This window comes from Pseudomonas fluorescens NCIMB 11764 (assembly GCF_000293885.2).
Taxonomy (GTDB): domain Bacteria; phylum Pseudomonadota; class Gammaproteobacteria; order Pseudomonadales; family Pseudomonadaceae; genus Aquipseudomonas; species Aquipseudomonas fluorescens_B.
Genome location: NZ_CP010945.1, coordinates 5,176,195 through 5,192,291, shown reverse-complemented (window position 1 = coordinate 5,192,291; position 16,097 = coordinate 5,176,195). Strand labels below are relative to the sequence as shown.

General features: G+C 60.3%; 16 protein-coding genes. 5 read left to right on the top strand and 11 right to left on the bottom strand.

All coding sequences use genetic code 11. The annotated features are described in order from the left end of the window. Nucleotides 1-34: 34 nt before the first annotated feature. Entirely contained in the window at nucleotides 35-931 is an 897-nt protein-coding gene (locus B723_RS23550) for a LysR family transcriptional regulator (protein WP_017339491.1), read from the top strand. A gap of 10 nt (nucleotides 932-941) precedes the next feature. Here the strand turns inward: B723_RS23550 and B723_RS23545 are convergent, their stop codons facing one another. Together B723_RS23545 and B723_RS23540 are read right to left on the bottom strand one after the other, a co-directional pair. Beyond that, nucleotides 942-2,042, bottom strand: coding sequence for a DNA alkylation repair protein (locus tag B723_RS23545; protein ID WP_017339490.1), 1,101 nt, complete (start codon nucleotides 2,040-2,042; stop codon nucleotides 942-944). 150 nt (nucleotides 2,043-2,192) lie between these two features. Continuing rightward, complete coding sequence (locus tag B723_RS23540; RefSeq protein WP_017339489.1) at nucleotides 2,193-4,001, bottom strand: monovalent cation:proton antiporter-2 (CPA2) family protein; 1,809 nt, start codon at nucleotides 3,999-4,001, stop codon at nucleotides 2,193-2,195. A 184-nt stretch (nucleotides 4,002-4,185) separates the two neighbouring features. Here B723_RS23540 and B723_RS23535 point away from each other — a divergent pair, with 184 nt between their 5' ends. Next, complete coding sequence (locus tag B723_RS23535; protein ID WP_017339488.1) at nucleotides 4,186-4,491, top strand: RcnB family protein; 306 nt, start codon at nucleotides 4,186-4,188, stop codon at nucleotides 4,489-4,491. Nucleotides 4,492-4,635: 144 nt separating this feature from the next. Here B723_RS23535 and B723_RS23530 read toward each other — a convergent pair whose 3' ends face one another. The 3 genes from B723_RS23530 to B723_RS23520 form a co-directional block, all read right to left on the bottom strand. Beyond that, complete coding sequence (locus tag B723_RS23530; RefSeq protein ID WP_017339487.1) at nucleotides 4,636-5,709, bottom strand: sensor domain-containing diguanylate cyclase; 1,074 nt, start codon at nucleotides 5,707-5,709, stop codon at nucleotides 4,636-4,638. Nucleotides 5,710-5,776: 67 nt separating this feature from the next. Beyond that, a complete protein-coding gene (locus B723_RS23525; protein ID WP_017339486.1) occupies nucleotides 5,777-6,118 on the bottom strand; it encodes a protealysin inhibitor emfourin in 342 nt (113 codons plus the stop codon). Continuing rightward, nucleotides 6,115-7,179 carry a M4 family metallopeptidase gene (locus B723_RS23520; protein WP_017339485.1) on the bottom strand — a complete coding sequence of 355 codons (1,065 nt, stop codon included), beginning with the start codon at nucleotides 7,177-7,179 and terminating at the stop codon, nucleotides 6,115-6,117. Before B723_RS23520 ends, B723_RS23525 begins: the two co-directional genes overlap by 4 nt. A 143-nt stretch (nucleotides 7,180-7,322) precedes the next feature. Between B723_RS23520 and B723_RS23515 the strand changes: the two genes are divergently transcribed. Further along, entirely contained in the window at nucleotides 7,323-7,661 is a 339-nt protein-coding gene (locus tag B723_RS23515; protein WP_017339484.1) for an FKBP-type peptidyl-prolyl cis-trans isomerase, read from the top strand. 21 nt (nucleotides 7,662-7,682) lie between these two features. Here the strand turns inward: B723_RS23515 and B723_RS23510 are convergent, their stop codons facing one another. From B723_RS23510 to B723_RS23500, 3 genes are all read right to left on the bottom strand, one after another. Next, complete coding sequence (locus B723_RS23510; protein WP_017339483.1) at nucleotides 7,683-8,426, bottom strand: SDR family NAD(P)-dependent oxidoreductase; 744 nt, start codon at nucleotides 8,424-8,426, stop codon at nucleotides 7,683-7,685. A 218-nt stretch (nucleotides 8,427-8,644) separates the two neighbouring features. Continuing rightward, the gene (locus B723_RS23505; protein ID WP_017339482.1) at nucleotides 8,645-9,676 is read right to left on the bottom strand and encodes a D-cysteine desulfhydrase family protein; all 1,032 of its coding nucleotides are present in this window, start codon (nucleotides 9,674-9,676) and stop codon (nucleotides 8,645-8,647) included. Nucleotides 9,677-9,784: 108 nt separating this feature from the next. Beyond that, entirely contained in the window at nucleotides 9,785-10,897 is a 1,113-nt protein-coding gene (locus B723_RS23500) for a cytochrome P450 (RefSeq protein ID WP_017339481.1), read from the bottom strand. Between the two features lie 82 nt (nucleotides 10,898-10,979). Between B723_RS23500 and B723_RS23495 the strand changes: the two genes are divergently transcribed. Further along, on the top strand, nucleotides 10,980-11,744 hold the full coding sequence (locus tag B723_RS23495) for an ArsR/SmtB family transcription factor (RefSeq protein ID WP_017339480.1): 765 nt from the start codon (nucleotides 10,980-10,982) through the stop codon (nucleotides 11,742-11,744). On the opposite strand, the gene B723_RS23490 is transcribed toward B723_RS23495, so the two are convergent. Further along, entirely contained in the window at nucleotides 11,741-12,349 is a 609-nt protein-coding gene (locus B723_RS23490; protein WP_017339479.1) for a LysE family translocator, read from the bottom strand. The genes B723_RS23495 and B723_RS23490 overlap by 4 nt on opposite strands. A 94-nt stretch (nucleotides 12,350-12,443) precedes the next feature. Between B723_RS23490 and B723_RS23485 the strand changes: the two genes are divergently transcribed. Continuing rightward, nucleotides 12,444-13,376 (top strand): LysR substrate-binding domain-containing protein, encoded by a 933-nt coding sequence (locus B723_RS23485; protein ID WP_017339478.1) that lies wholly within the window; start codon nucleotides 12,444-12,446, stop codon nucleotides 13,374-13,376. 75 nt (nucleotides 13,377-13,451) lie between these two features. Here the strand turns inward: B723_RS23485 and B723_RS23480 are convergent, their stop codons facing one another. Then, entirely contained in the window at nucleotides 13,452-14,471 is a 1,020-nt protein-coding gene (locus tag B723_RS23480; protein ID WP_017339477.1) for a branched-chain amino acid aminotransferase, read from the bottom strand. A gap of 242 nt (nucleotides 14,472-14,713) precedes the next feature. Beyond that, complete coding sequence (gene lpdA / locus B723_RS23475) at nucleotides 14,714-16,096, bottom strand: dihydrolipoyl dehydrogenase (RefSeq protein ID WP_017339476.1); 1,383 nt, start codon at nucleotides 16,094-16,096, stop codon at nucleotides 14,714-14,716. Nucleotide 16,097: the final 1 nt, after the last annotated feature.

Genomic DNA, 16,097 nt, shown 5'->3' with positions numbered 1-16,097 from the left:
GCGTTTTCAAACAGCGCAGCCCTAAGGACGGTTCATGTTCGATTGGAATGACCTGCGGTTTTTTCTCGAATTGCAGCGCAGCGGGCGTTTGCTCACTGCCGCCCGCCGTTTGAACACTACCCACGCCACGGTGGCCCGGCATATCGAGGCCATCGAAAAGAGCCTTGGCTCGGCGCTGTTCGTCCAGCATGCCCAGGGCTACGAGATGACCCCGGCCGGCGAAGCGCTGCTCAAACACGCCGAGGCGATGGAAAACGTTGCGCTGCTGGCTCAGGAGGAGATCACCCAATCGACGGCGCCCTTGGGCAAGATTCGCGTCGGCGTGACGGAAGGGCTGGGCATCATGTTCCTCGCCAGTCGCATGAACGGGCTGTTCGAACGCTATCCGGGGCTCGAAGTGGAACTGGTGGCGGTGCCACGGTTTGTCAGCATTCTCAACCGCGAAGCCGAGATCAGCATCCACCTGGAACGCCCGTCCGCCGACATGCTGGTCACGCGCAAGCTCACCGACTATCGCCTGGCGCTGTACGCCAGCCAGGCGTATCTCGACAGCGCACCACCGCTGCGCAGCCGCGAAGACCTCGGTCGCCATGCGTGGATCGGTTATGTCGACGATTTGCTGTTCAGCCAGGAACTGATGTTCCTCAACAGCTTCTGCCGCAACCCGCAGGTGGTCTTCCACAGCACCAGCGTCATCGCCCAGCAACAGGCGGCGCGATCAGGCCTGGGGATCGCGGTGTTGCCGTGCTACATGGCCAGTGCCGATCCGCAGCTGGTGCCGTTGTTGCCGGATGAAAGCATCCAGCGCAGCTACTGGATCAGCACCCGCCGCGAGCTGCACAAATCCGTGCGGCTGCGGGTGTTGTGGGATTACGTAGTGGAGTTGTGTGAGCAGGAACAAACTTTACTGCTGGGCCAGAACCCTTTGTAGGCGCCGGGTTTCAGGGGAGGATTTCGAAGGCCGTGCTGGCCAGGCGCTCGCCGTTCACCATCACGTGTACTGCATGTTTGCCCGCGTAATGTTTGCGGGTGGTGAGTTCCTTGATGTGCTGACCACGGCTGAGCACGGCGGTGGTGTGGCCAGGCAATGTCAGCGCTTTGAGTTTGAACACCTTCGCTGAAGTGCTGCCATTGGCTTTGACGTAATCGATGGTGTAGTCGATCACCAGTCGCTGGCTGTTCTCGACTGTGGATTTAACGGTAAAGGACAAGGTGATTTTCTCCCCCAATGCAATCACCGCCGGTTCGACGTTCACGTCCATGATCTCGACCTCGGGTTTGCCACCCGCGCCAATGATCGCCAGCGCCCGCGAGTTACCTTGTTTGATCAGGCTGCGAAGGGCGTGCCTGGCAATCCACGCGGTGTGCCTGTTGTCCAGCGACCAGCCTTCGATCAGGTCCAGCACCCACTCGGGATGGTCCTTGGTGATGTCGTTCAAGTGGTTGGCCACCGACTTGCGCACATAAAGGCTGTCGTCGGCCTTGAGGTTGTCGAGGATAGCGGCGGCGAGGGTCGGGTCAGCCTGGATCTGTTCCAGTCGAAATGACCACGGCAGACGCGGGCGGCAGCCTTCGCTGGCCAGACGCCGGACGTGTTCGTTTTCGTCCAGCGACCACTCGTGCATCACCGCCAGCGCGCGCTCGAAGTCGCTGCGCAGGAAATAGCGGATCGCGAATTCAGCGGAGCCGAAGGTGGTGAAGTATTTGAGCGCGTCCATGGACTGCTCGAACGCGTGGCCGCCATAGGTCGCGACGTAATGCGGCAGCGAGATGCTGACGAAACCGCTGTTCAGGCGCGGGGCGAGGGCGCGCAGCACGTCCAGCGACGCTTCATAACTCAACGGCAGGACAGCGTGCAGGCACTCGCTGACCCGGGCCATCCGCTGCATGATCGACAACTCGGCGAGCCCGTCGTTGGCCATTTTCAGGAAGGCCCTGGCGTTGAACGCGGGGTAGACCGCCGTCATCTCCGTGGCGATGTGCTTGAGGCGCTCGGCGTTGAAGATTTCCTTGAGGGCGGGGGCGGGTGGGGCAGCGGCCATTGTGGATTCCTTGAAGTCGTTATTTATTCGGATATACCGCGTTATCGTTCTTCGCGAGCAAGCCCGCTCCCACAGTTGATCGAATGAGCATGCCAGATGCGCTCTAGTGTGGGGGGCGGGCTTGCACGCGATGAGGCCCTCACATTCACTTCAACTCTTACTGGATTCTTCTTCCAGCTGATCGGACTCAAACAGCTTCGCCAGTTCCGCCCTGGCTTCCTGCGCAGTCTGCAACACCTTCGCCGCATCGTCATACACCGCATGCTGCGCTTCCAGCACCTGTTCATCGTGATGCTTGAAGCGCTTGATCCGCGCATCGGCCTGAGCCTGGGTCAGCCCCAGTCCTACCAAGGTGCGCCGGCTCATTTCCAGACTCGAATAATAGGTTTCCCGAATCGCCTCGGCCCCCAGGTCCACCAACCGGTGCACATGCTGGCGGTTACGGGCGCGGGCGATGATCTTGATGTGTGGATACAGCCGGTGCACCACCTCGGCGGTCTTGATGTTGGTGTCCGGATCATCGGTGGCGATGATGAAGTACTCTGCCTGCTCGACCTTGGCCGCGCTGAGGATTTCCGGGCGCATCGGGTCGCCATAGAACACCGGTACGCCGCCAAAACTGCGCGACAGTTCGATGGTTTCCACCGAAGTGTCGAGGGCCACGAACTTGATATTTTGCGCTCGTAGGATACGGGCGACGATCTGACCCATCCGGCCCATGCCGGCGATCACCACGCGGGGTTCGTCGGTGTCGATCTCGCGGAATTTTTCCGGCACCACCACAGGTTGCACCTTCGGTGTGACCAGTCGCGCGCAGAGCAGCAGCAACAACGGCGTCACGGCCATGGACAGCGTGATCGTCAGCACCAGCAAATCGTACAGGCGCGGCTCGAACAAGCCCTGATCCCGTCCGATCTTGAACACCACGAACGCGAATTCACCACCGGCGGCGAGCACGATGCCGAGGCGAATCGCACTGACCTTGCCCAGGCCACCGGCCAGTCGACCCACCACAAACAGCAGCGGCAGCTTGATGGCGATCAGCAGCAGTGTCAGCCCCAGCACCGTGATCGGCGCGCTGAGCAGCAAACTCAGGTTCGCGCCCATGCCGACGCTGATGAAAAACAGTCCCAGCAGCAAACCCTTGAAGGGTTCGATCTGTGCTTCCAGCTCGTGGCGATACTCGGAGTCCGCCAGCAGCAAACCGGCGAGGAACGCGCCCAGCGCCATCGACACGCCCACCAGGTCCATCAGCCACGCCGTGCCAATCACCACCAGCAACGCGGTGGCGGTGGAGACTTCCGGTAAACCGGTCCTGGCCACCACGCGGAACACGGGTCGCAGCAGATAGCGACCACCAATGACCACCACCGCAATGCTGCCCAATACCCGCAAACCGTGATTCAAATCCTCGGCCGCACTGCTGGTGTGATCGCCGCCCGCCAGCAGCGGCACCATGGCAATCAACGGGATCGCGGCGATGTCCTGGAACAACAGAATTGCAAAGGCAAGACGCCCATGCGGACTGGTCAGTTCCTTGCGTTCCGCCAGGCTTTGCAAACCAAACGCAGTGGACGACAAAGCCAGGCCCAGGCCCAGCACAATCGCGCTGTTCAACGGCTGGCCAAACACGAACAGCGCCAACACGCCAATCACCGACCCGGTCAGCAGCACCTGCGCCAGGCCGACCCCAAACACTGACTTGCGCATCACCCACAAGCGCCGAGGCGACAGCTCAAGGCCAATGATGAACAGCAGCAACACCACGCCGAGTTCGGAAATATGACTGACGCTCTGCGGATTGCCGATCAGGCCCAGCACCGACGGCCCGATAATCACGCCAGCAAACAGATAGCCCAGCACCGCCCCCAGTTGCAGGCGCTTGGCCAAAGGAACGGTGAGCACCGCCGCGAACAGAAACACGACAGCGGCTTGCAACAGGTTGCCTTCATGGGGCATTGGGAAACTCCAGAACTCGGTACGGCGGGGGGCACAAGGATAAAGGCTGCGACGGCAGGCGTCAGCCCGGATGGCAATGATTGTATGAATGGTGCGTCGTTGCCTCTGTCACGCAACCACAAGGAATGTTTCTGTGCTGCCGCAGTCGGAGTTCAGAGACCACGACATTACTGGAGCTTCACCCATGAACAGCAAGACCCTTATCGCCAGCCTCGCCCTCGTCGCAGGCATCGCCGGCATCAGCTCGATCGTTCAAGCCGATGAACCGCAAAAAACTGTCCAGCCCGGCGTCAACAACACCCGCGAGCTGGTGGTCGGCGACCGCGCCCCGGATGTTTACCAGCGCAGCGAGAAGGCCATCGGCAACTGGAAGGCAAAGGGCCTGAAAGCCCCGAAGGAACAGGCGCAGTGGGTGCAGATCAATGACAAGTACATGATGGTGATGATCACCAACGGGACGATCATGGATATCACGCCGGTGGAGCGTTAGGCCGCCAGCAACAATTGGCCATGGACGGTTGATTGTCATTGTCCAGGCTCGCGGTAAAGCTCCACGGCGATGTCGTTGACTGGACGTCAGGAGCGACTCGTTTTCAACGACGTTGCCTATGGCCAAGGTTACGACTGAACAGTTTCACTCAACCCGACTATGACTCAACGTCTGCTCACCCAGCCGATACTGGTTATTCCCGCTGCGTTTAGCCTCATACATCGCCAGGTCGGCAATATGAATCAATCGGTCCATGCTCGGCGCATGGTCCGGAAACACCGCGACGCCCAGGCTGGTGCCGATGTGGCGATGGTCGTTGCCGATGGTCACTGGCGGTGAGAGTTCGACGAAAATTTTCTGGCAGATACGTCGGGCTTCGTCTTGCAGGCAGCCACCTTGAGGCAGGCCCTGGAGGATGACCACGAATTCGTCGCCGCCGATGCGGGCGACGGTGTCGGTTGCGCGCAGGATCCTCTTCAGGCGCGTGGCGGTGGTGACAAGTACGCGGTCACCGGCGGCATGGCCGTAATGGTCGTTGATGGCCTTGAAACCATTGAGGTCGACGAACACCAGGGCTACTCGCGTGGCAGTGATTCGCGCCTGCTCCAGTGCTTGGGACAGGCGTTCTTCGAGCACCAATCGATTGGGCAGGCCGGTCAACGGATCGAAGTGGGCCAGGTGCTGCAAGTAACTGGCGGAAGCTTTTTCCTCGGTGATGTCACGGACCACGCCCATCATCTTGATCGTTTCATCGTGATCGTTCTTCACCACGTTGCCGGTCTCGCGTAGCCAGCGAACGGTGCCGTCGGGCCAGATCACCCGGTATTCCTCGTCATGATTCTCGCCGGTTTCCAGGCAACGCAGCTCACCGGCCCGCACCCTGACCCGGTCGTCGGGGTGCACGCAGGCGCAAAACAAGGCGTAGGAGGGCGTCACTTCGCCGATCTTGAAGCCGAACATGCCGTAGATGGCTTCCGACCAGTAGAGCCGGTCGGTGTCGACATCCCAGTCCCAGGTGCCGATCCTGGCGAAATACTGGCTGCGTTTGAAGCGTTCGGCGTCGCCATCCTGGTGGATGGTTTGTCGTTCGGACAGGTTGGTAATCAGCGCATGGTACTCGGCCAACTGCTTTTGCTGCGAGCGTTCGCGGCAGATCAGCAGGATGATCAGGGCAACTACTAATGAGCCGAGGGCTGCGCTGGTCCAGACAAAATTCATTCAGGGTTTGCCATCATGGCGTGCCATCATCACGAAAAGGTGTGCTTATGTTAGTTCACACGCTTGCTCAATTGCACGGTCCCCCCTGAAGAAGTACACCTTTGTCCCACAACTGCACCAGTTCCCCCGGTGCCTGATCCTCGGGAACATTCAGCACCCAACCACCACCCTGATCATTGACGCGCGAGCGCACTTCGATTTGATAGAAGCGTTGATCGCCCTGACCGCAAGACTCCCGGGCCAGTGGCAGGCAAGCCTGCAGCAACGTGCAGATACGCATGCGCTGATCGAGATCGCAGTGCGTGAACTCGATTTCTCGGGGGCGGGTCAAGGCGTGGACCCTCGCGAAACCACCCTGACGGGACAGACGAACGACGGCTTCATCGCCCAGCGCTGGCAGCGTTTTCATGAACCCTCCTGACTCGGTTTAACACCTACTTCGGCCCATCCGTGTTTTACCGCTCGGGCTTCGTCGGTGCCGAAGCGGTTGCGAGCGTGGGCAACGGTCAGTTGCGCGAACTGCTCGAACGACGCTTCGCCGGGCAGACGTTTGTCGCACAGCGTGTCGTACCAGATGCGCCCGGCCTTCTCCCACGCAAATCCGCCCAAGGTTTCGGCCACCAGATAAAACGCTCGATTGGGGATGCCGGAATTGATGTGCACACCGCCATTGTCTTCCTGAGTGATGACGAACTTGCGCATGTGATCCGGTTGCGGGTCCTGGCCGAGCAGCGGGTCGTCGTAAGCCGTGCCCGGATGAACCATCGAACGCAAACCGACGCCCTTGATGCGAGGCGTCAGCAAGTCGGCGCCGATCAGCCAGTCCGCCTCTGCGGCTGTCTGACCCAGCACGCGTTGCTTGATCAGCACCCCGAAAACATCCGATATCGACTCATTCAATGCCCCGGACTGGTTGGCATAGACCAGGCCGGCTTCGCTTTCGATCACGCCGTGGCTCAGTTCGTGGCCGATCACATCCAGCGAGCGGGTGAAGCGCTCGAAGATCTCGCCGTCGCCGTCCCCGAAGACCATTTGTGCGCCGTTCCAGAATGCGTTTTCGTAATTCTGGCCGTAATGCACACTTCCGATCAGCGCAAAACCCTGATTGTCGATGGAGTCGCGCCCCAGCACCTTCCAGAAAAAATCGTGACTGGCACCCATTGCATCATAAGCCTCGTCAACCGCTGCGTCGCCCGTCGCGGGCTGGCCTTCAAGGCGCGCGGGCATTCCCGGCAGCAGCATTTTGCCTTGTGCATCATGAATGCTGCGCTGGACCTGACCGGGTTGAGCCGAAGTGGGCAGGATCGCCGCAGCGGAAGAAGGCACCGACAAACCCGGCGTGTGCCGAAGCGTGCGCACGTGGGTCAAGGTGATCATCGCGCTGGAGCGCTGACGCTCGGAACCGTGGGCGATGATTCGATTGAGAATGTAGGGCGGAATGAAACTGCGCGGTGATCGTTGATCGGTCATCTGAGCGTCCTTTGCTGAGCACGAGGTCGATACTCATGTGAGCGGAAGCCAAGGGCTTCGGTTCCATGGATTGCCTTCGGTGCAGAATTCTGCGAAAACCTTCGTCCGCGCCCCGGACCGGGCGACCGTAAACGAGTAGAAGCATGAACGACGAACTGCAAATCATCGATATTGAGCCGGGCGATGGCAAAGCCGCCGTCAAAGGTGCTCTGATCACCACCCAGTATCGTGGCTGGCTGGAAGACGGTACCGAATTCGATTCTTCCTACAGCCGAGGCAAGCCTTTCCAGTGTGTGATTGGCACCGGGAGGGTTATCAAGGGCTGGGATCAAGGGATCATGGGCATGCAGGTCGGCGGCAAGCGCAAGTTGCTGGTGCCGGCGCACCTGGCCTATGGCGAGCGCACCATGGGCAAGATCACGCCGAATTCGAACCTGGTTTTCGAGATTGAATTGCTGGAAGTGCTGACGCGGGATGATTGATCCCACATCAGCTGAAACGCCTTATCGCAGCGTGTAACCACTGTCGACAATCCAGTCCTGCCCATGCACGCTGCGAGCACCGCGACTCAGCTGGAACAGGATCACGTCCGCCACCGCACCGGCTTCGAGGAATTTCCCATCGAGCAGCCTCAGGTTGACCGCGGTGGCGACGTCACCCAACTCTTCGGTCTTGAGCCCCAGGGTCGACCAGATCGGCGTGGCCGTTGGGCCGGGCGAGACGGTGTTGATGCGGATTCCGAAGGGGGCCAGCTCAACCGCCAGGGTTCGTGCATGGGCGATCAGTGCTGCCTTGGAGGCGATGTAAGCGGCCAGGCCGGGAAAGGTGATTCCTGCCAGGAACGTGCCAATGAATACCACTGAAGCGGAATCGGCCAGGTGGCTGCGCAGGCACGCCAGGGTATTCAGCGCCCCTGCACCGTTCACTGCCCATTGCCGGTCGAAAGCTGAAACATCAAGGCCATCGGCCAGTTGCGCGATGCCAGCGTTGGGGACCACGAAATCCACCGGTCCCAGGACTTTGGCGCGCTCGGCTAACCGGTCGAGATCCTCCTGGCGGGTCACATCCCCATCGACCCAGGCCAACTGGTCGCTGAAGCGTTCCGCCAATCCCGCCAGTCCACCGAGCTGGCGTGACATTGCCAAGACGCGAGCGCCCTGTTCCAGCAGGCGTTCGGTGACGGCCAGGCCAATGCCGGAGCTCGCGCCGGTGACGACCGCCAGGCGATTCTGAAATTCATTGTGCATGCAGCAATCCTTTTACTCATGGGCAGCCTGTTTTTTGGTTGGTGCGTTCGCAGGCCAATCGAGCGCGCGAGAACGTCTTCAAAAAACGGGCCAATGCCAAAAGCCTTGCAGATTGCGGTTTGCACGGAGGGTGTTGTTATTTTGACTAAGTCATTGAAGAGTCTTAGTGACTGCTTTTGCAGTCATTAAGACTCTTCTTGTTTCTTGAGGATCGGCTTTTAATCCTGAAACGTTTCCCGATAGGCATACAACCCAGGCGTGCCGCCGGTCATCACGAACAGCACGTTGTCGCCGCCACGGAAACGACCTTGTTTCAGATCGGCCAACAGGCCCGCAAACGCTTTGCCGGAATACACAGGGTCGATCAACAGACCTTCCGCGCGCGCCATCAGGCGTACGGCGTCTTGCATGGCCTGGGTCGGCAGACCGTAACCCTCGCCCAGCTGACTGCCGTCAATCACGATGTCCTCGGGCGGTACGAGGGCGTTGCTGCCCAGTAACGCCAGGGTGTCCCGGGTCAGTTTCAGGGTTCGGGTCGCTGACGAGTCGCGATCCGATAACACCGAGTAAGACTTGACGAGGGATGTGCCTCGGCCCAGCAACTGGAAACCGGTCGCGAGCCCGGCGTGGGTGCCGGCGCTGCCGTTGGGCACCACGACCTGGGTGAAGGTGAGGCCGAGCGCCGTCTCCTGCTCCGCGATTTCCGCTGCGCAACGCGCATAGCCGAGACTGCCCAGCGGGGTTGAGCCGCCCATGGAAATCACCAGCACCTTGCGCCCCGATTCCCGAAGTTGCGCCGCTCGCGCCTCGGCCCGGGCGAGTGAGTCGGTGCCTGCGGCAAGCACTTGCAGCTGTGCGCCAAACAATTGGTCGAGCAGCACGTTGCCGTTGAGTTCGTAATCCACCTCGGATTTGGGCACCGAGCGGGTGAGGATTAATTCGCAATCGATGCCCAGACGCGCGCAGACCGCCGCGGTCAGTCGCGCATGGTTGGACTGCACACCGCCCACGGTAATGACCGTATCGATGCCGGCCTGCTGCGCGGCACCGATGTGGAATTCGAGTTTGCGCAGCTTGTTGCCGCCACCGCCCAGCAGCATGTGATCGTCGCGCTTGAGAAACAGGCGGATTCCCCGGGTCTGCAGGCCCAACAGCTGTTCGAGACGTTCGGCGCGCTGAATGGGCGTTGAACCTTGCAGGAGGTCTGCTCGCGCAAAAGCACTCAGTGACTTGTCCAGTTGGGTTTGCATCGATGGCGCCTCGCTGACTGTTATCAGCCTGACTCTATGGAGAAAGTCCGTCGTGATAAACGCATCGCCAGTCATTTCACCTTTAACCTGATGTAACTAATTGGCCCTTCATGCGAACAGTGGAATTCGACCATTCAGGGAAGGGCGGTAGTGCCAGGTCAATCGGCCCAGCAAGGGTTTCAAGGCCAGGATCTGCGCCAATGTGGCGCTGGCGATGTTCAGGGCGAGCGTCTGGCCCGGGCATTGATGACGTCCCGAACCGAAAGTGAAGCTGTGACGCTGCGGACGCTCGAACATGAAGGTATCAGGCTGATCATTGAGCTGCAGGTCACGATTGGCCGAAGCCAGCAGCAGCAGAATCACATCGCCGGGCTGCAGGCTCACACCTTCGATTTCACAGGGGGCGGCGACAAACCGGCGGGTGTTCTGAACCGATGGATCGAAACGCTGGGCCTCAGCTACCAGGTCGTCAATGCTGATCGAATCACTCAGCCACTGTGGGTTTCGAATCAACGCCAACAACGCGTTACCGATCAGCCCGGCGGTGGCCTCATAGGTCTGGGAGAGCAGGCCGATGAGATTGGCGATCATTGCATCGCTGTCGGCGGAACCCGCCGCAAACCGCTGGCGAATACCGGCGAGCAAGCCGCTTTGATTGTCCGGGTCATCCAGCAATTCGACGAAATAACCGCTCAACTGTTCCGCCGCCGCATGGGCATCGTCCAGTTGTGCCTGATCGCTGAGGGGCGACAGGCACGCGACGAACTCCGCGGTCAGCTCACTGACGATCCGGCCCTGCGCAGGCGTGAACCCCAGCAGGGCCGCCACCACGCACACCGGGCCACGGAACATCGCCTTGTGCAGCCCATCGGCATCCGCACTGATCAATCGCGCGCCGACCAGCGCAGTGATCTCATCCCTGTCGATCATCGCCAGCCCTGGTTGAATGGCCGACCTCGGGCAGCGCTGGCGTTCGCCCTCGTTCATCCGCATCAACTGACTGAAGACCTTGCCGGCCACACCGCTGGCAATGGCCTTGGGCACCGGCTCATGAGCCGGCCGCACATGACAGTCAGCATGCGCGAGCACCGCCGCCACAGCCTTGGCGCTGCTGGCGACCCACAGCTTTAGTCCTTCGTGGAAAACCAGCCCACCTTGAGCGCGCAATTGCGCGTAATAAGGATAAGGATCGGCGTGAGTCGCAGCGATGATCGGGTCCATGGGGCGCAACCTTGTTCGTGGTTGAAAAAGTGTTGCTACTATCTCCAGTCCGAATGGCCCTTGATTCGTCCGGGAGCGAAATATGAACGTAGAACAACACGACATCGGCGTTTCTCAAGTGGCCGCCGCGATTGCGGAACCGGCGCGGACCAGGATCCTCTGCTCATTGATGGACGGCCACGCCCGCACCAGCACAGAGTTGGCGGCGATTGCCGAGGTCAGCGCTTCCACCGCCAGCGCGCACCTGGCCAAACTCAAGGAGTTGGCGCTGGTGCGCCTGCACGTTCAGGGACGCCATCGCTACTACAATCTGGCGGACAAGCGCGTGGCCCAGGCACTGGAAGCATTGATGGTGATCGGCCAGAACACGGCGCCGACCTTCAACCCGCGCACGCCGGACCGCCTGCAATTTGCCCGCACGTGCTACGACCATATGGCCGGCACGCTGGCGGTGTTGTTGCATGACCGGCTGCTGGAAAACGGCTGGTTGCTGGACACCGATGAGCAGGCCTATCGGCTGAGCGACAGCGGCGAAGCGCTGTTTGAAGGATTGGGCATTGAGGTCAAGGACCTGAGCACCCTGAGGCGGCGGTTCGCCTGTCCCTGCCTGGACTGGAGCATGCGCCGGCCGCATCTGGGCGGTTCACTGGGGGCGGCGTTGCTGCAGACGGCGATCCAGCGCAAATGGGTGACTCAGGATCTGGACAGTCGGGCGCTGACGTTGACGGCAACGGGGCGAAAGGAATTCAGCAGCCGGTTTGCCGTTGAACTGCCGGTCCAGGTCACGACAGCACAACCTGCGTCCACCGAGCCCAAGCGCCGCGCGATCGCCAGTTCTGCGCCTTAACGATTGGCCGAGGCCATCAGTACGCCGAAACCGGCGAAGGTCACGCCCGAGACTTTCGCCGCCAGCCAGGAACCTTTCGCGCTCGATAACCAGCCTTTGGCGGCATTGGCGAGCAAGGCATAGCTGCCATGCACCAGAACAACCAGTACGGCGTAGGAGGCGACGAGCTTGAAGAACTGGGTGGAGAAGTGCGCCGAGGTGTCGATGAATTGCGGGAACACCGCCAGAAAGAAAAACACAGCTTTGGGGTTCAACAACTGGATGGAAGCCGCTTCAAGGAAGCGATAGCCCGGACTTGAGGGGCGCGTTTCAAGCTGCGTACTGAAACGATCCGAGCGCCAGCTTTTGTAACCCAGGTACAACAAATAGATGGCCCCTGCGTATTTCAATACGGTAAAGGCATTGGCGGAGGTGCTGAGGATCAGGCCGACACTCGTGGCGCTGATGGTGGCTACGACAAACGCCCCCGACGCGATCCCCAGAATGCCCGGCACCGCCCCTGTCCATCCGTGGCGCACCGCGTTGGAAAGGGTCAGCACCACGCCAGGTCCTGGGCTCAAAATGGTCAGGGTGGCAAACAGTAGAAAGAGTCCGTAGCTGTTCATGTCTTGCTCCGTCAGGTGGTGCAGGCAGATTGGCGCGACGACGTGGGCGTGACAAACACTTTAAATGCAGCGCATAGGTGACTAAATTAGACGCATGATTAATCAACTACCACCGCTTAATGCTGTGCGCGCTTTCGCTGTTGCTGCTCGTTATCAGAGTTTCAGCCTGGCGGCCGAGGAGCTGCATGTCAGTCACAGTGCCGTCAGCCGACATATCAAATTGCTTGAGGAACACTTGGGGGTGCTGCTGTTCGAGCGGCGTATCCGCCAATCGGTGCTGACGCCGGCCGGTCAGCGCTTTTATGAACAAGTCAGTGCCGGGCTGGCGCAGATCGCCAACGCCGCCGCTGCGCTCAAACACCATGCGTCGCTGCCGACCGTGAAGATCAATGTCCGTCCCTCCTTTGCCATGCTCTGGCTGATGCCCAGGCTGGAGGATTTCATTGCGCAGCACCCGGACATCACGCCGCAGGTGATCACCCAGACCCAGGCACCGGATCATGCACGCGACGGGTTTGACATCGTCATACGCCGTGGTCGTGACGATTGGGCCCCGGCGATTGAGGCGCAAGCCCTCTTCGAAGACGAGCTGTTGCTGGTCGCGGCACCCTCGCTCATCCAGCGCCAGGCCCTTGAGGACCTCGCGTCCCTGGGGCGGCACACGTTACTGACCGCCAAGGCGCGTCGCGAAGACTGGCACAATTGGGCCCTGCACTTTGGTCAAACCCAGTCAGCCACTCAGCTCACCCGGCAGTTTGATCACATGCACCTGGTGCTTGAGGCCGCCGTGGATGGGCAGGGCATCGCCTTGTGCCCGACCTCTTTGCTGGGCACCCACCTTTCGAGCGGTCGCCTGATTTGCCCGTTGCCCGAGTTGCGGATGCCGTTGCCGCGTTATTACTACGGTGTTGCGCCGGATGTGACGGCGCAGGCACGAGTGTTTGTCGAGTGGTTGTTTGCGCGGATCGAAAAGGATTCCGGACAGGTGGGGGCGCAAGGTGATTCGCCTGCAAGTGACCGGCGCTGAAAGACGCCCGGCCAACAAAAAACCCACCCGACGCATTCGCGAGGGGTGGGCTTCTTTAGTGCCTGAAGTGCTGGATCAAACCTTGACGATCCAGCCTGCTGGCGCTTCGATCTCGCCAGTCTGTACGCCCGTCAGCTCTTTGTAGAGCTTCTGGGTAACCGGGCCGACCTCTGTTTCGCTGTGGAACACATGCAGGTGGTCGTTGTAGCTGATGCCGCCGATCGGGGTGATCACGGCCGCCGTGCCGCAAGCGCCGGCTTCCTTGAAGTCGGACAGCTTGTCGATGAACACGTCGCCTTCAACCACTTCCAGGCCCAGACGCGTCTTGGCCAGCTCGATCAACGACAGGCGGGTGATGCCCGGCAGGACCGACGGCGAGTTCGGGGTCACGAACTTGTTGTCGTGGGTGATCCCGAAGAAGTTGGCCGAACCGACTTCCTCGATCTTGGTGTGGGTCATCGGGTCCAGGTAAATGCAGTCGGCGAAATGCGCTTTCTTGGCCTGGGAACCTGGCATCAGGCTGGCGGCGTAGTTGCCACCGACCTTGGCTGCGCCGGTGCCTTGTGGAGCGGCACGGTCGTAGCTGGAGATCAGGAAGTTGTGCGGGGTCAGGCCACCCTTGAAGTAAGCGCCGACCGGGATGCAGAAGATCGAGAAAATGAATTCCGGTGCGGTACGCACGCCGATGTTGTCACCCACGCCGATCACGAACGGACGCAGGTACAGCGCGCCGCCGGTGCCGTAAGGCGGGATGAAACGCTCGTTGGCACGGACCACGTCCTTGCAGGCTTCGATGAACTGCTCGGTGGACACCTGTGGCATCAGCAGGCGGGCGCAGCTGCGTTGCATGCGTGCGGCGTTCTGGTCCGGGCGGAACAGGTTGATCGAGCCGTCCTTGCAACGATAGGCCTTCAGGCCTTCGAAGCACTGCTGGCCATAGTGAAGGGCAGTGGAGCCTTCGCTGATGTGCAGCACATTGTCTTCGGTCAGGGTGCCTTTGTCCCACTCGCCATTACGCCAGTGCGACAGATAGCGCTTGTCTGTCTTGATGTAATCAAAACCCAGCTTGTCCCAATTGATGCTTTCGTTACCCATGACACCCTCTATCACTTAACAACCGCCGAAACGGTTCAAGGCTTCTGACGTTTTTTGGATGGGGACAACAATACTTCATTCCGGGCCTGTTTCGCAGCCCGGACTATCGGATGACAGGCAGATAAATCGGGTTGGCCTCAAGAAATCGCCAGCAGGTTAGCTCCCACAGGAGAACGCATTCCAAACGTGGGAGCTAGCTGCGGGCGATGGGGCCATCTCTGCTGCCATCCTTTTTCTCTGAATCACAGGTGCAGCGCATGCCCCAAAGCACGCAACGCGGCTTCCTGCACCGCTTCACCCAAGGTTGGATGCGCGTGAATCGTGCCCGCAATGTCTTCCAGCCGGGCGCCCATTTCCAGGCTCTGGCCAAACGCGGTCGACAATTCCGAAACACCCACACCGACCGCCTGCCAACCGACAATCACATGATTGTCCCGACGAGCGACGACTCGCACGAAGCCGCTTTTCGACTCCAGCGTCATCGCCCGGCCATTGGCCGCGAACGGGAAGCTCGAAACGATGCAGTCCAGGCCCGCCGCCTTGACGTCGTCCGGGGTCTTGCCGACTACCACCAGTTCCGGGTCGGTGAAGCACACGGCGGCAATAGCGGTCGGGTTGAATTCGCGGGTTTTACCGCTGATCAACTCGGCGACCATCTCGCCCTGAGCCATGGCCCGGTGTGCAAGCATCGGTTCGCCGCTCAGGTCGCCGATGGCGTAAACGTTACGCATGCTGGTCTGGCAGCGGTTATCGATCTTGATCGCCGAGCCATTCATGTCCAGATTCAGCGCTTCGAGGTTCCAACCCTGAGTGTTCGGTTTGCGGCCCACAGCCACTAGCACCTGATCGGTTTCCAGGTTCATCGTGTCGCCACCCGGTTCAAGAACTTGCAGAGTATTGCTAGAAGAATCAAAGCCTTGGACGCTATGTTTCAAGTAAAGCTTCACGCCAAGTTTTTTCAGTTCATCGTGAACAGGCTGGGTCAGTTCGGCGTCGTAGGCCGGCAGGATACGATCCTGCGCCTCGACCACGCTGACGTCGGCACCGAGCTTGCGATAGGCAATCCCCAGCTCCAGGCCGATGTAACCGCCGCCGACCACGACCAGGCGTTTCGGTACAGCAGTCGGCGCCAGGGCTTCGGTGGAGGAAATGATCGGCCCGCCAATCGGTAGCATCGGCAGGTTCACGCTTTTCGATCCGGTGGCCAGCACCAGGTGCTCGCACTGAATCCGTGTGTCGCCGACTTCAACGGTCTTGCCGTCGATCACTTTCGCCCAGCCCTGAATGACCTGAACCTTGTTTTTCTTCAGCAGCGCCGAGACGCCGGTGGTCAGGCGATCAACGATGCCATCCTTCCACTCGACACTCTTGCTGATGTCGAGGGTCGGCGCGGAAACGCTGATGCCCAATGCCGAGTTTTTGCTGTGGTGCTGAGTCTGATGGAATTGTTCGGCAACGTGAATCAAGGCTTTCGATGGAATACAGCCGATGTTCAGGCACGTCCCGCCCAGCGATTCGCCTTCCACCAATATGGTTGAAATGCCCAGCTGGCCAGCACGAATTGCCGTCACATAACCGCCAGGGCCGCCGCCGACGATCAGCAACGTGGTGTTCAAAGTCTGCATG

Bases quoted from the DNA above. Each gene is read 5' to 3' on its own strand.
- B723_RS23550 (WP_017339491.1), top strand. From the start codon at position 35: ATGTTCGATTGGAATGACCTGCGGTTTTTTCTCGAATTGCAGCGCAGC.
- B723_RS23545 (WP_017339490.1), bottom strand. From the start codon at position 2,042: ATGGCCGCTGCCCCACCCGCCCCCGCCCTCAAGGAAATCTTCAACGCC.
- B723_RS23540 (WP_017339489.1), bottom strand. From the start codon at position 4,001: ATGCCCCATGAAGGCAACCTGTTGCAAGCCGCTGTCGTGTTTCTGTTC.
- B723_RS23535 (WP_017339488.1), top strand. From the start codon at position 4,186: ATGAACAGCAAGACCCTTATCGCCAGCCTCGCCCTCGTCGCAGGCATC.
- B723_RS23530 (WP_017339487.1), bottom strand. From the start codon at position 5,709: ATGAATTTTGTCTGGACCAGCGCAGCCCTCGGCTCATTAGTAGTTGCC.
- B723_RS23525 (WP_017339486.1), bottom strand. From the start codon at position 6,118: ATGAAAACGCTGCCAGCGCTGGGCGATGAAGCCGTCGTTCGTCTGTCC.
- B723_RS23520 (WP_017339485.1), bottom strand. From the start codon at position 7,179: ATGACCGATCAACGATCACCGCGCAGTTTCATTCCGCCCTACATTCTC.
- B723_RS23515 (WP_017339484.1), top strand. From the start codon at position 7,323: ATGAACGACGAACTGCAAATCATCGATATTGAGCCGGGCGATGGCAAA.
- B723_RS23510 (WP_017339483.1), bottom strand. From the start codon at position 8,426: ATGCACAATGAATTTCAGAATCGCCTGGCGGTCGTCACCGGCGCGAGC.
- B723_RS23505 (WP_017339482.1), bottom strand. From the start codon at position 9,676: ATGCAAACCCAACTGGACAAGTCACTGAGTGCTTTTGCGCGAGCAGAC.
- B723_RS23500 (WP_017339481.1), bottom strand. From the start codon at position 10,897: ATGGACCCGATCATCGCTGCGACTCACGCCGATCCTTATCCTTATTAC.
- B723_RS23495 (WP_017339480.1), top strand. From the start codon at position 10,980: ATGAACGTAGAACAACACGACATCGGCGTTTCTCAAGTGGCCGCCGCG.
- B723_RS23490 (WP_017339479.1), bottom strand. From the start codon at position 12,349: ATGAACAGCTACGGACTCTTTCTACTGTTTGCCACCCTGACCATTTTG.
- B723_RS23485 (WP_017339478.1), top strand. From the start codon at position 12,444: ATGATTAATCAACTACCACCGCTTAATGCTGTGCGCGCTTTCGCTGTT.
- B723_RS23480 (WP_017339477.1), bottom strand. From the start codon at position 14,471: ATGGGTAACGAAAGCATCAATTGGGACAAGCTGGGTTTTGATTACATC.
- lpdA (WP_017339476.1), bottom strand. From the start codon at position 16,096: ATGCAGACTTTGAACACCACGTTGCTGATCGTCGGCGGCGGCCCTGGC.